General features: G+C 58.8%; 14 protein-coding genes, 2 tRNA genes and 1 pseudogene. 6 read left to right on the top strand and 11 right to left on the bottom strand.

The annotated features are described in order from the left end of the window. Positions 1 to 20: 20 nt before the first annotated feature. The 4 genes and pseudogenes from OCV66_RS01755 to OCV66_RS01740 all read left to right on the top strand — a co-directional run bounded on the left by OCV66_RS01755 (position 21) and on the right by OCV66_RS01740 (position 2,821). Positions 21 to 106: transfer RNA gene (locus OCV66_RS01755), tRNA-Leu, on the top strand. Positions 107 to 343: 237 nt separating this feature from the next. Further along, a pseudogene (locus OCV66_RS01750) lies at positions 344 to 631 on the top strand (sigma-70 family RNA polymerase sigma factor); the annotation flags it as partial. 152 nt (positions 632 to 783) lie between these two features. Then, positions 784 to 1,992 carry an amidohydrolase gene (locus tag OCV66_RS01745; protein WP_262563575.1) on the top strand — a complete coding sequence of 403 codons (1,209 nt, stop codon included), beginning with the start codon at positions 784 to 786 and terminating at the stop codon, positions 1,990 to 1,992. Between the two features lie 13 nt (positions 1,993 to 2,005). Then, entirely contained in the window at positions 2,006 to 2,821 is an 816-nt protein-coding gene (locus OCV66_RS01740; protein ID WP_147573707.1) for a purine-nucleoside phosphorylase, read from the top strand. A gap of 91 nt (positions 2,822 to 2,912) precedes the next feature. On the opposite strand, the gene OCV66_RS01735 is transcribed toward OCV66_RS01740, so the two are convergent. The 10 genes from OCV66_RS01735 to OCV66_RS01690 all read right to left on the bottom strand — a co-directional run bounded on the left by OCV66_RS01735 (position 2,913) and on the right by OCV66_RS01690 (position 10,852). After that, positions 2,913 to 2,989, bottom strand: a tRNA-Pro gene (locus OCV66_RS01735). Between the two features lie 156 nt (positions 2,990 to 3,145). Continuing rightward, the gene (locus OCV66_RS01730) at positions 3,146 to 4,114 is read right to left on the bottom strand and encodes an XdhC family protein (RefSeq protein ID WP_147573706.1); all 969 of its coding nucleotides are present in this window, start codon (positions 4,112 to 4,114) and stop codon (positions 3,146 to 3,148) included. Positions 4,115 to 4,132: 18 nt separating this feature from the next. Continuing rightward, positions 4,133 to 5,173 (bottom strand): sulfate/molybdate ABC transporter ATP-binding protein, encoded by a 1,041-nt coding sequence (locus tag OCV66_RS01725; RefSeq protein WP_054326027.1) that lies wholly within the window; start codon positions 5,171 to 5,173, stop codon positions 4,133 to 4,135. After that, a complete protein-coding gene (modB, locus tag OCV66_RS01720; RefSeq protein ID WP_054326026.1) occupies positions 5,170 to 5,841 on the bottom strand; it encodes a molybdate ABC transporter permease subunit in 672 nt (223 codons plus the stop codon). The genes OCV66_RS01725 and modB overlap by 4 nt, the downstream gene beginning before the upstream one ends. Positions 5,842 to 5,909: 68 nt before the next feature. Then, positions 5,910 to 6,749, bottom strand: coding sequence for a molybdate ABC transporter substrate-binding protein (gene modA, locus OCV66_RS01715; RefSeq protein ID WP_107630554.1), 840 nt, complete (start codon positions 6,747 to 6,749; stop codon positions 5,910 to 5,912). A gap of 58 nt (positions 6,750 to 6,807) precedes the next feature. Continuing rightward, entirely contained in the window at positions 6,808 to 7,380 is a 573-nt protein-coding gene (locus OCV66_RS01710; RefSeq protein ID WP_107630553.1) for a GNAT family N-acetyltransferase, read from the bottom strand. Positions 7,381 to 7,408: 28 nt separating this feature from the next. Continuing rightward, positions 7,409 to 8,341, bottom strand: a complete 933-nt coding sequence (locus OCV66_RS01705; RefSeq protein ID WP_054326023.1) for an MOSC domain-containing protein — start codon at positions 8,339 to 8,341, stop codon at positions 7,409 to 7,411. A 3-nt stretch (positions 8,342 to 8,344) separates the two neighbouring features. Further along, entirely contained in the window at positions 8,345 to 9,325 is a 981-nt protein-coding gene (gene moaA / locus OCV66_RS01700) for a GTP 3',8-cyclase MoaA (protein ID WP_242977797.1), read from the bottom strand. Beyond that, the gene (gene moaC / locus OCV66_RS01695) at positions 9,303 to 9,791 is read right to left on the bottom strand and encodes a cyclic pyranopterin monophosphate synthase MoaC (RefSeq protein ID WP_082396680.1); all 489 of its coding nucleotides are present in this window, start codon (positions 9,789 to 9,791) and stop codon (positions 9,303 to 9,305) included. The genes moaA and moaC overlap by 23 nt, the downstream gene beginning before the upstream one ends. Before the next feature lie 35 nt (positions 9,792 to 9,826). Next, complete coding sequence (locus OCV66_RS01690) at positions 9,827 to 10,852, bottom strand: molybdopterin-binding protein (protein ID WP_054326020.1); 1,026 nt, start codon at positions 10,850 to 10,852, stop codon at positions 9,827 to 9,829. 217 nt (positions 10,853 to 11,069) lie between these two features. On the opposite strand from OCV66_RS01690, the gene OCV66_RS01685 reads away from it, so the two are divergent. Together OCV66_RS01685 and yqeB are read left to right on the top strand one after the other, a co-directional pair. Continuing rightward, positions 11,070 to 11,459, top strand: a complete 390-nt coding sequence (locus tag OCV66_RS01685; protein WP_242977796.1) for a winged helix-turn-helix domain-containing protein — start codon at positions 11,070 to 11,072, stop codon at positions 11,457 to 11,459. A gap of 6 nt (positions 11,460 to 11,465) precedes the next feature. Further along, positions 11,466 to 12,314, top strand: a complete 849-nt coding sequence (gene yqeB / locus OCV66_RS01680) for a selenium-dependent molybdenum cofactor biosynthesis protein YqeB (protein WP_054326018.1) — start codon at positions 11,466 to 11,468, stop codon at positions 12,312 to 12,314. 35 nt (positions 12,315 to 12,349) lie between these two features. Here the strand turns inward: yqeB and yqeC are convergent, their stop codons facing one another. Then, positions 12,350 to 13,051: a selenium cofactor biosynthesis protein YqeC gene (yqeC, locus tag OCV66_RS01675; protein WP_147573705.1), complete on the bottom strand. Its 702-nt coding sequence runs from the start codon at positions 13,049 to 13,051 to the stop codon at positions 12,350 to 12,352. Positions 13,052 to 13,056 lie beyond the last annotated feature (5 nt).

Genomic DNA, 13,056 nt, shown 5'->3' with positions numbered 1-13,056 from the left:
GGTGCGAGACAAGAGAATATGCGGATGTGGCGGAATGGCAGACGCGCTAGCTTCAGGTGCTAGTGTTCGCAAGGACGTGGGGGTTCAAGTCCCCCCATCCGCACCAAAAGACCACCGACGGCTGTCGGTGGTCTTTTTCCTTTGCTGCCTTGCGAATACGGATGAAATAAGGTAAAATAAAAGTGGAAGCGGCTGAGAAATATTTTCCGGCCAAGCATATCCGGACGGAAAATCCGGTCGAAGCATGTCGGCTGGCAAAAAATTTCGTCGGTATATTCTTTCCGAACCGCGGGGAAAATCCTGATAGAACGCACAACCTGTGCATGAGGCAGGAGGATTTTCCATGCAAACCAAAGTAGAGATCTGCGGGGTAAATACATCAGGGCTGCCGGTGCTGTCGGCCAAAAAGACCGACCAACTGCTGCTGCGCGTGAAGCAGGGAGACAAGCAGGCGAGGGACGAGTTGATCCAAGGTAACCTGCGGCTGGTTTTGTCAGTCGTGCAGCGCTTTCAGGGCCGCGGTGAATCGCCGGATGATTTGTTCCAGGTGGGCTGTATCGGGCTGATGAAATCGATCGATCATTTTAACACCGATCTCGGCGTGCGTTTTTCCACCTATGCCGTGCCGATGAACGTTGTTTGGGGAAACCTCCAACCAAATGAAAAAAGACCGCGCCATACATACCCAAGGTAAAGGAGAAAACAATGCTGTTCTGTAACATTGATGTACTGGATGAAGGCTTCATTTTGAAAAGGGGGCAATATGTAGGAACAAGGGATGGTATGATAGATTATATCGGGCCGGCCGCGCCGGACGCGGATTATGGTGAGCGGTACGATGGGTGTCACCGTTTGCTGCTGCCCGGCTTCTACAATGTACACAGCCATGCGCCCATGACCCTGCTGCGCGGCTATGCGGAGAACCTCCCGCTGCAGCGCTGGCTGAATGAAAAGGTCTTTCCATTTGAGGATAAGCTGGATGATGAGGCCGCTTACCACGGCACACAACTTGCGATTGCTGAAATGCTGGCCTGCGGCACGGTGTCATTCACGGATATGTATTTCTTTCTGGATGGGATGACTAGGGCGATTCTGGAAAGCGGCATCAAATGTAATTTGAGCAGGGGGCTTACCGTGTTTGACGACAGTTCTTACGAAGCGCTGCCGGCATATCAGGATAACCTGCGGCTGCTGGGCGAGTGGAACGGCGCGAATCAGGGTCGGCTGCGGGGCGACCTGTGCATCCACGGAGAGTACACCTCGACCCCCAAGGTTGTGGAGGCGGTTGCCGCGCAGGCCGGGGCATGCGGCGCGCGGATGCATATTCATCTTTCGGAAACACAGGAGGAGCATGAGGCGTGCAAGCAGCGGCACGGCATGACGCCGGCGGCCTATATGCAGGCACACGGCATATTCGACGTGCCGACCACAGCGGCGCACTGCGTTTGGCTGGAGGGGGAAGACTTCGACATCCTCAAGAAGCATGGCGTTACCGTTGCCTGCTGTCCGGCCAGTAATCTCAAACTCGCGTCAGGCTATGCCAATGTACCCAGGATGCTCGATATGGGTATTAACCTCGCGTTGGGTACGGATGGCGCGGCCTCCAACAATAATCTTAATATCCTGCAGGATTTGTACCTGTTTGCTGTGGCATATAAAGGGTATTATCGCGATGCGACGTTAATTACTCCCGCGCAGGCGCTGTATGCGGCGACACGCGCAGGCGCTTTGTCACAGGGGCGGACGGACAGCGGCCTTCTCAAAGTTGGCTGCAAGGCCGACCTGTGCGTCATCAATACGGATACGCCGCAGTTCACACCCATGACGGATGCGGCCTGCAACGTGGTATATGCGGCGCAGGGGGCGGATATCCGGCTGACGATGGTGGATGGCGAGGTATTATACCGCGACGGTTCGTATACCACGATCGATCTGGAAAAGGTTAAGGCAGAGGTACGGTTACGTACCAGCCGGATTTTGTCCGCACTGTAAGGGGGCATATCGTATGAAAAAAACAAAAGTGGATGAATCGACGGATTATTTGAAAAGCAGGCTGCCGTTTGTGCCGGAAATCGGATTGGTTCTTGGATCCGGACTCGGCCCGATGGCGGAGGAGCTGGAAGCTGCGGTGTGTATCCCGTACGGAGAGATACCGCATTTTCGGGTATCCACCGCGCCGGACCATACCGGACGTTTGATCTGCGGTATGCTGGAGGGGAAAAAGGTTCTTTGTATGCAGGGGCGCCTGCACGGCTACGAGGGCTATGCGCCCGAGGAGATCGCGTATCCGGTCTATGTAATGAAAGCGCTTGGCGTGCGCGCGCTGGTGCTGACGAATGCGTCGGGGGGGATCAATACATCGTTTTCGGTCGGCGATCTTATGCTGATTGAGGATCACATCAATATGACGGGAAAAAGCCCGCTCACCGGACCGAATGACGACAGCTTGGGCGTGCGCTTTCCGGATATGACGTTTGCGTATGCACCTGCTTTGCGGGATACCGCACGAAAGGCCGCATTATCCTGTGGTGTGACGCTCCGGTCCGGCGTTTACTGCGGCGTGAATGGGCCGCAGTTTGAAACACCTGCGGAAATCCGGATGTTTCGCGCGATGGGAGCCGATGCGGTTGGGATGTCCACGGTATTTGAAGTGGTCGCAGCGGCGCACTGCGGCTTGCCGGTAGCTGCGGTTGCAATGATCACCAATATGGCGGCGGGGGTTTTGATGCAGCCGCTTTCTGGCGCGGAGGTCAATCAGATTGCGGAACAACGCGGGGGAGAATTCCGGCGCTTTATGCACTGTCTGATAGCGGGATTATGACCGAAGCACCGTGTGAAAAAAGCGGGTCCATTCTGGACCCGCTTTTTCCTGCGTAAAACAAAAAGGTTTTGCAAGATGCAAAACCTTTTTATGGTCGAGGTGACAGGATTTGAACCTGCGGCCTCTTCGTCCCGAACGAAGCGCTCTACCAAGCTGAGCCACACCTCGAATTATATCCGTCGCAATGTTTTCCAACCGTGACAGCTTTTATATTATATCTCGGATAAGCAGATATGTCAAGACTTTTTCCACAAGTTTTAAAAAACAGGAAGAGCGGGACAGAGCGAGGAACTAAGCGGGAGGAAATACGGCGGCCGCTGCCGCTCACAGCTTGGCGGCGGCGGTCTTTGAGCTGCGCCATGCGATGAGTTGCGCGGCAATCGATACCGCAATCTCTGCGGGGGTCTGCGCGCCGATAGCAAGTCCGATCGGCGTGATGACACGCTGCCGCACATGGAGGAAGCCCTCGCTTTCCAATAGGGAAAAGACTGACTCCCGCTTGCGACGGCTGCCCATTACGCCGATGTAGGAAGCGGGGGTGGAGAGGGCGAAACGGAGCGCGTCCGTATCCCCTTCGTGGCCGCGCGTCATGATACAGAAAGCATCGTCGGCGGCAGGGGAAATCGGACCGGCCAATGTTTGGGTGAGTAGGGAAAATGGGATGCAAAGGGTATGCTCGGCATGGGGGAAGCGTTCCGGCGAGCAGAACGCCGCGCGGTCGTCAATGACAATATGGCGAAACTCCAGATGATACAGGAGCGGGGAAAGGGCGAGTGACACATGCCCGCCGCCCAGCACAAACACCCGACCGGCATCAGATAAGGGGATCGCCAGGACTGGACGCTCTTCCAGAAGGACGACAGCGGGGCAGGAGCGGATGGACTGCTCCTGCGAGAGTAGAGGCGCGGAGCCGTCCAGCGGCAGGCAGAATCGGACAGGCGGGACAGCACGGAAACTGTCCACGGCCTGCTGCAGCGGCGCAGCGTCGGTAAGCGGGGTAAAAAGAACCTCGGCAGTACCGCCGCATACCATGCCCAAGCTACCCGCCTGCCGGTTGTCCAGCACAAAGGCTTCACAGCGCGGTACGGTAAGGGCGGACGAGGCGATCGCAAGGCAGCGATGCTCAAGCAGTCCGCCGCCGATTGTGCCGCACAGCAGGCCGTTTTCTCCAACGAGCATCAGGGCGCCGGCCTTGCGCGGCGTGGAACCGGTGGAGCGGACGATGGATACCAGCATCGCGGGCCGGCCGGCCTGTATTTCACACAGCGCGGTTTGCAGCAGTAGTTCGATCATGCGGGATACCCTCCGTTTTCAAGTCAGCAGCAATACATGCTCAGGCGCGATGCCGAGCGAATCAGGGAGCGCGGCCGGCTTCCTGTCCTTGGGGAAGCGCCACCAGAGCGCAGGCGCGCTTGCGGCTTGGCTCTGGTAGCGGAACAGCAGGATCCATTCAAACGGCTCTTCCAACGCGTCTGCCCATAACACGGGCAAGCGGTTGGACGGAACCTGCGGGTGGAAAGCATGCGCGCGCAGGCCGACCGCTTTCAGGTTGTCCGGCACAGGCTGCGCGGCAGTCAGACAGACGCCCCAGTCGAGCGCCTCGACGGTATATGCGCCCGCTTTGACCGCGCGGGAGATATTTTTGCAACCGGTCAGACGTGCGGCGGCCTCGCTGCCAGGGGCGGCAAAAACCTCTTTAGTGCCGCCCGCGCGCAGGATACGGCCATCCTCCATAATGCACAGACGGGTGCAGAGGTGATAGGCTTCGTCACGGCTGTGCGTCACCATCACCGCCTGCCGCCCGTAGGAGCGCAGCAGGGACATGAACTGGGGCTGGAGCTGGTCGCGTAAATGGCTGTCCAGCGCGGAGAACGGCTCGTCCAGCAGCAGCAGGCGCGGCTGGCTGACCAGCATGCGGGCAAGCGCTGCCCGCTGCGCCTGTCCGCCCGAAAGCTGGGCTGGGCGGTGTTTTTCCAAACCGGTGAGCTGCAGCATTTCGAGCGTTTCCCGCAGGCACCGCTGGCGGGTGGCCTTATCCTTTTCCGCGTGCAGGCCGCACAGGATGTTTTTTTCCACCGTCATATGGGGAAACAGGGCATAGTGCTGGAACAGATAGCCAACCTGCCGTTTTTGCGGCGGCAGGTTGATGCCGCGAGCGGAATCGAACAGCGTTTCACCGTCCAGCACGATCCAGCCTTCGTCCGGCTTTTCCACGCCGGCGATACATTTGAGCGTCATGCTTTTGCCGCAGCCGGAGGCGCCCAGCAGGCCGGTAACAGCGTCCGCAGTCTCAAACGAAGCGTTTAATGTGAAAGAGCCCAGCCGCTTGCGGATATCGACAAATAAGTTCACCCGACATGTCCTCCTTTCCGCTGGCGACGCTCAAGCAGGCTCACGGTCAGCAGCACTGCTGCCGAGATCGCAAGGTTGACCAGTACCCAGTAAAATGCGTGCAGCTCGTCGCCGGTGCGCCACAGCTGATAGACGGTGGTGGAGATGGTCGCGGTACGGCCGGGCGTATAGCCGATCAGCATACTGGTCGCGCCATACTCGCCCAGCGCGCGGGCGAACGCCAATACGACGCCCGCGAAAATCCCCTGCCTGCAGGCAGGCAGCCGGATACGCCAGAATATGTAACAATTGGAGAGACCAAGCGTCTGCCCAGCCTGCGCTAAGGTCTCGTCGAACGCTTCAAACGCGCCGCGCGCGGTGCGGTACAGTAGGGGAAACGCGACGACCGCCGCCGTGATTACACCGCCGTACCAGGTCATCACGAATTTTATTCCGACGCTTTCCAGCGCCATGCCCAGTGGCCGCCGGCTGCCGAACAACAGCAGCAGAAAATATCCGACGACCGTAGGCGGCAATACGAGCGGCAAGGTCAGTATCATGTCCAAAACGCCTTTGAGCGCACGGGGCAGGCGCACGGCGTAGTATGCCGCCGCGATGCCTGTAAAGCATACCAGCACGATGCTGATCGCCGCGATGCGCAGCGAGTTCCAAAGCGGATACCAGTCCACCCGCGTTACCTCCTCAGATACCAGTGTGGGACTGGATCCCTTTCTCTGTCCGAACCCAGCCTGCGCCGTTAGGCGACTTTAGAGAATCCCACCGCTTCGAACACTGACATGGCCTCGTCTGCGGCAAGGTAGTCCAGAAAAGACCGCGCCGCATCCTGATGCGCGGAGGTTTGCAGCACGGCCGCCGGATAAATGACCTGTCCGCACATTTCGGGTGTCGCCTCATCGACAACGGTCAGGCCCGCGCTGTAAGCGTCCGTGCAGTAAATAACGCCCGCATCCACGCTGCCCTCTCTGACCTGAGTGGTGACCTCTTTGACGTTGCTGCCGTAGGTGATACACTGTGCATTGGTGAGCGCTGATTCATCCAGGCCATAGTAGGCAAGGATTTTTTGCGTATATTGACCGACCGGCACATCGCTGTTGCCCATGGCGAGCAGGATATCCCCCGCTTCCAGATGCGCGGCCAGCATGTCAAAGCTGTCGATGCCCTTGGGGTTATTTTCCGGCACGGCGAGCGTCACCTTGTTTTCCAACAGGTCGACACGGCTGCCCGCCAGCAAGAAATCCAGCCCGTCGGTGTTGACCGATGGGTCAGCCGTCGCATCCAATTGATCCATCTGCTTTTGGCCGGCGGAAATAAACAGGTCGCACATCGCGCCTTCCTCGATCTGGGTCTTGAGTGTACCGGAGGAGTCAAAGTTAAAGGTCAGCGTCACGTCCGGCGCGACGGTTTTGTAGTCCTCGGCGATCTGGTCCAGGGTTTCGGTAAGGCTGGCCGCTGCGAAAACGACCAGTTCAGTTTCCTGCCCTGCTGCGACGTCGCCGGATGCGGCTTCCGTGCCGTCGCAGGCAGTCAGGCTGAGCGCCGTTGCTGCCGTGAGCAACCATACAATGTGTTTTTCCATAGGGGATTCTCTTTTCTTTTTCATGGATTTCTTGGTGGAATATAGCATACGGACAAGATTACAGATGCTTTTCAACATAGTGCGCATCATAAAGGTTCCAGTATTTCCGGTATACGCGGTCGTCCTGTCCGTCAAAATTCAATTGATACATTCTGAATACGACCCGAATATTTTTAGGCTGCCACTGCTCCTCGTAAGAATAGCAATATCGCATGCCGATCTGTCGCATCACTTTTCCGCTTCTGGGGTTGTTTTTATCGTGCGTTGCCGTGATGTAAGGAACACCGTCCTTTCGCAGATACGCGACAAGCGTCTTGCCTGCCTCGGTCGCGATCCCTCTGTGCCAGAACTCACGGCGGAGCGCATAGCCGAAATCATGGCTGTCGTCCGTATCTGCTTTTACATAGCCGATCGGAATGTTATCACTTTGTAGACAAATTGCGAAATGATATGCCTTGCCTGCAAAATGCGTTTCGTAAAATGTCCTGGTATCCTCCAGACTTTTGACGGGGAACCAGGGTAAGAACGTGTTTACCGTTTCATCCATCAAAAGAAGATGCAGAGGCTGCATATCTTTGTCTTCAAATTTGCGCAGGATTAGCCGGTCTGTTTCAAGAGGTATGGTATGCATCAAAGCCTCCTTTTTTGATGTAGAGAACTCAGCGCCCACAGTCCTGCGGCATGCCACGCAGGAGGTCAAGCGCATGGGGGAGCTGGTCCAGAAATACGTCCATGCCCTCCATACACGCCCTGGGGCTGCCGGGCAGATTAATAATCAGCGTCTTGCCGCGGATGACCGCCGCCGCGCGGCTGAGCATGGCGCGCGGCGTGATGCGCATGCTCGCGGCGCGGATCGCTTCCGCGATGCCGGGCGCGTCGCGTTCCGCGACAGCGCGTGTCGCCTCAGGTGTGATATCGCGCGGGGCAAAGCCTGTGCCGCCCGTGGTCAGAATCAGGTCGAGCTGCCGCTGGTCGCACAGGCGGATAAGGCTGCGCTCAAGCAGTTCGCGTTCGTCCGGCCGGACAAGCTGCTCGACAACCACGAATCCGGCCGCGGCCAGCCGTGCGGCGACCAAAGGACCGCTTTTATCCTCTCGCTCGCCTGAAGCGCAGCGGTCGGACAGGGTGACGACCGCCGCCTGATATGGTAAGGGCGCGGTGCGCGGCTCGACTGTCATTTCATCGCCTGCGGAGATTTGCCCGCCTGCGAGCACGCGGGCGAACACACCTTCACGCGGCATAATGCAATCCCCCATTTTTTCGTAAATCGCACAGTGGTGATGGCATTCCTTGCCGATTTGTGTCAGCTCAAGTAGCACATCCCCGCAGCGCAGCAATGTGCCGACCGGCAGGCTGCGGAAGTCGATGCCCTCCACCACGAGATTTTCCCCAAACGCGCCGGAGCGCACATCCGCGCCTTTTGCGTTAAAAGCAGCAACCTCCTCTGCGGAAAGCAGACTGACCTGCCGGTGCCAGTGTCCGGCGTGTGCGTCACCGCGGATACCCCAATCCTTTTCCAGCAGAGCTTCCTTTCGGCTTTGCTTTTGTACGCCGCGCGTTTCGCTCGTACATACGGCGATTATCTTTCCCATTGACTATCCTCCGATCTGGTTCATGCTTCTTTGCTCGGCGGGGTACTGCGTTCGGGTAAAACAATGGGCGGCAGGTTTTGCCCAAACTGCCTGTTCGATGGCCGTACTCAACGCGTTTTCCGCCGCGCCGCCGCGCAGGAGCGGCTTCAGGTCCGTACCTTGCGGATAGCAAAGGCAGGGCTTCAATATGCCCGTACTGGTCAGGCGCACGCGGTTGCAGTCTGCGCAAAACGAATGGCTGACCGCTTGGATGAGTCCGATGTAGCCCTGAAGAGCGGGCGTGGAATAATAGCGTGCAGGTCCGTTGCCGCGCCGCTCCCCAAAAGGCGCAAGCGTCGGCCAGACTGTGCGCAGGCGGTCAAGAACGGAAGAAGACGCGGCGGAAAGCGCTTTCCTGCCGCCAATCGGCATATGTTCGATAAAACGCACGTCTACAGGGAGCTGCTCCGCCAGCCGCGCGAGTGAGATGAGTTGATCTGCTGTTTCCGGCAGAAGCACAGCGTTTATGCGGGTAGGGAGCCGCCCCGCGCATTGGCGTACGGCGGCGAGCACGTCGTCTGCTGTGTGCATGCGGCGGGTGATGCGTTGATACTGCGCGTTATCGAGGGTGTCCAAGCTGATGTTGACGCTGTCGAGACCGGCTTGGCACAGCTCGTCCAGCAAAGGCGGGAGCAGGAGGCCGTTGGTGGTCAGCGTTACCTGACGCACGCCGGAAACTGCCTTCAGCGCGCGGATAAAATCCGTACAGCCCCGGCGGACAAGCGGTTCGCCGCCTGTGACCTTGAACCGGTCAATGCCCAGCGCCGCCGCCGCACGTGCGACGCGCAGCAGCTCCTCATACCGAAGCAGAGCGCTGTGCGCGGAAAGCGGGATGCCTCCGGCTGGCATACAGTAGCGGCAGCGCAGGTTGCACCGGTCGGTAATGGATAAGCGCAGGTAGTTAATCTCGCGGCCGAGCGCGTCACGCATGGCTGTTGTCCGCAAAGCGGAAATCTCCGCTCTTGCCGCCCTGCTTTTTCAGCAGATGGATGTCCGAGATCACCATGCGCTTGTCGATCGCCTTACACATATCGTAAATGGTGAGCAGCGCGGTGGAAGCGCCGGTCAGGGCTTCCATTTCCACACCGGTCGGGCCGGCGCAACGCACGGTGCAGACAGCCTGGATGCTCCGTTCTTCTTCCAAAAACGTAAATGCGATTTCGCATTTGGTAAGGTTCAGCCGGTGGCACAGCGGAATAAGGTCGGCGGTGTGTTTAGCAGCCATGATGCCCGCCACCTGTGCTACGCCAAGCACATTGCCTTTTTGGGATGTGCCGCTTTGAACAGCTGAAAAGCATTCCGCGCTCATGCGGATGCGTCCAGAGGCGGAAGCCGTGCGCACAGAGGACTGCTTCGCGCTTACATCCACCATCACGGCATTGCCGTTTGCATCAATATGGGTAAAAGCCATAACGTCCTCCTGTTTCCCACGATGAAGCCGATGCGTCATATGCCCTTGCCGAAGCCGCAGTTCGGGAAATGGCAGTCCGCACAGTTCAGGCACAGCCCACCATGCCCCAGACCGGCGAGCCAGTCTGCAGTGACAGGCATGTCTGCCAGCAGACGAGGCAGGACCAGATCGAAGATGGTACGCTTTGCGTACATCACGCACCCCGGCAGGCCGCAGACCGGATGCCCGTCCGGCAGATAGGAAACAAGGAACATCGCGCCCGGCAGCACGGGTGCGCCGTAGCTGATCACTTTCGCGCCCGCATTCCGTATGGCAAGCGGAGTGCGGTCGTCCGGATCGACGCTCATGCCGCCGGTACAGAGAATCAGCTCCACGCCGCTGGCCGCCATCTGACAGATTGCGTCCGTGATCTGTCCCGCGTTGTCGCTGCAAACCGTATGTGCGGTCATTTTACAGCCGTATTCGGCCATTTTCCGCACGAGCACCGGCGTGAATGCATCCTGAATCAGGCCATGATATACCTCGTTTCCAGTTGTGACCACGCCGAAAGAACGGGGACGGAATGGAAGCAGTCGGAGGAGCGGTTCGTCTCCGGTTGTTCGTGCAGCCCGCTCCATTTTTTCTTTTTCGATCACAAGAGGGATCACACGCATGCCGCACAGCTTGTCGCCCGCCTTGACGGGAAAGCCCGAGGCGCGCGTGGCGATTATCATTTCGCCCAGCGCATTGACCGCGCGCAGGCGCTCGATATCGACCAGCAGCAGGCCGTCGGCTTCAGCGATCAGCTCGATTTTCCCCTCTTTAGGAGGGGTGGCGCGCATATGCGCGTTTTGACAGATTGCACGCAGGATATCCGCTGCATCGTTTTCGTGCAGCATGGTTTCGTTATTTTCCCAAATATAGATATGCTCCTTGCCGACGCTGAGGAGGATAGGGATATCCTCCTCGCGGATGATATGACCCTTGCGGAACACCGCGTCCTTTGTGATGCCAGGGATAATCTGGGTGATATCATGGCAGAGCACCTGCCCGACCGCGTCCTGCGTGCGTATCAATTTCATAGGGAAAGCCTCCTGCGGTAAGCTGCGGACTGCTCACAAAAGCGTCCAGCGGCATTTGTATAACACGATTATACCATACTGCAATCTATTTCGGCAACAAATAAGGAATAGAAAAGCGCAGGGCGTTTTTGTCGCACCTTTCGTTATATTAATTAATATATAACGAAAGGTATGCAAAACGGGTGGGCCGTTGCGTTTGAACAGGGGACATGCTATAATGATGGCATATTGGCGGATGGAGGAAAACCTAATGGCGGAGCGGATTCGGGTGAAAGCAAGCCTGCGCCTTGTGCGGGAGGGAAAGCTTTTCGGGCCGGGCGCGGCGCAGTTGCTCGAGGGCGTCGCGGAACTGGGATCCCTGCGGCGCAGCGCCGCACGCATGGAGATGAGCTACAACAAGGCATGGAGCGTGGTACATGCTTGCGAGGAGCAGCTTGGCTTTGCGCTGTTGGAGCGCCGCATCGGCGGAGCGGGGGGCGGCGGCGCGTCGCTGACTGAAAAAGGACGCGCGCTTCTGGCGCGGTACCGTGCGTTCGACAGACAGGCACATGAGATGCTCGACCAGATGGCGCAGGAATATTTTACGGATCTGTTGGGGCAGGAGTGAACTGGAATGTTAAAGCGTGAAGTGCGGCCGTGGGTGCTGGTGCGGGGAGCAGGAGATCTGGCAACCGGAGTGATCGTTCGCCTGTACCGCTGCGGCTTCAGGGTGATCACGACTGAATGTGCGGACCCTTCCGCGATTCGGCGCAAGGCGGCGCTGTGCGAGGCTGTTTGGCGGGGGACATCCAAGGTGGAGGGCGTGCGCTGCCGCTGCGTTTCTGATGTGGCGCAGGCGGCAGCGGTATCCCGCACGGGCGAAGTGCCGCTGCTGGTGGATGAACGCGCGGCTTGCATCGGGGTGCTGCGGCCCGCCGCAGTGGTGGATGCCATTTTGGCCAAACACAATTTGGGTACCGACCGGAGCCTGGCTCAAATCACGATTGGCATTGGCCCAGGCTTTACTGCGGGCGAGGATGTGGACGCAGTGGTGGAGACCATGCGGGGACACCATCTGGGGCGTGTGATTCGGCAGGGTGCGGCAATACCAGATACGGGTGTGCCGGGGGCGATTGCGGGTTATACGGTGGAACGGGTCATTCACGCGCCGGCGGCAGGGCGGATGCGCTTTGTTAAGGATGAAACTGGTGCGGCAGTGGATATCGGCGCGATTGTCCGCGCGGGGCAGACCATCGCCCGTATTGGAGAAACGCCGGTTTCCGCGACGATAAACGGCGTTCTGCGCGGCCTGATTCGGGAGGGCTATCCGGTATCGGCGGGGCTGAAGATCGCGGATATCGACCCACGGCCGGAACAGGCGGCCTATTGCGATACCATATCGGATAAGGCGCGTGCAATCGGCGGCGGCGTGGTGGAAGCGCTTCTCGAGCTATCCGGAGAAAAGGGGATCGAGTTACTGTAAGCAACGACAAAAACGGGCTGGTATCAGCCCGTTTTTTAGGTCAAGGGAAGCAGCCAGTCGATGAAGTGGGCAGGGGTGTCGTGTAGACTTCCCATGCGGCAGTCCAGGCCGTCAGAGGAAAGCGCCTGCAAAATTTCCTTCGCCTGCGGCCGAACACCGGTAAGATCCGACTGATTTAGGAAGACGCGCAGCTTGTCAGGGGGAAGTCCGACCGCGGCGACGGTTTCCCGAATGCAGGATATCATGGTCTGCGGACCGATCCGCTGGCTGGGAGCCTGCGCCCAGACGGGGTGGAGCTGGTAACGGTGTACCGCTGCCCCGACCGGTCGCCCAAGCGCGGACAGGCCGGCAACAATCAGGCAAAGGCTGGTTTGCGGCGGGAGTACCGGTTCATCCGGACGGTGCAGCTTGAGCGGTAAGCCGTGCGCGCCGTCCGCTTCGCAAAGCGTAATATCGGAAGCGCGGATGGATTGCTGCAGCAAGGCAGCGGGAAGCGCCCCCATTTTCCCGTCTGTAGAACGCGTACCCGCACAGGTAACTCCGGTCCGGCGAAGCTGTTCCTGAAGCTGGATGGGGGGGGGATCGAGCAGCAGGCTGCGGCACAGCGGCGGACGGACTGGAAACATATGGGTCGTGGTGGTCAGCAGGACAGCACGGTGGGAGAGGGCGCGTGCCAGATGAAGCAGGGCGGTCGTTTTCCCGCCGGCCCCTACGGCGGCAATTACGAAAGGCGACATGGGTG

Source organism: Agathobaculum ammoniilyticum (assembly GCF_025567315.1).
Lineage (GTDB): Bacteria > Bacillota > Clostridia > Oscillospirales > Butyricicoccaceae > Agathobaculum > Agathobaculum ammoniilyticum.
The sequence above is the reverse complement of the archived record's forward strand: the minus strand, read 5'-3'. Positions and strand labels throughout refer to the sequence as shown.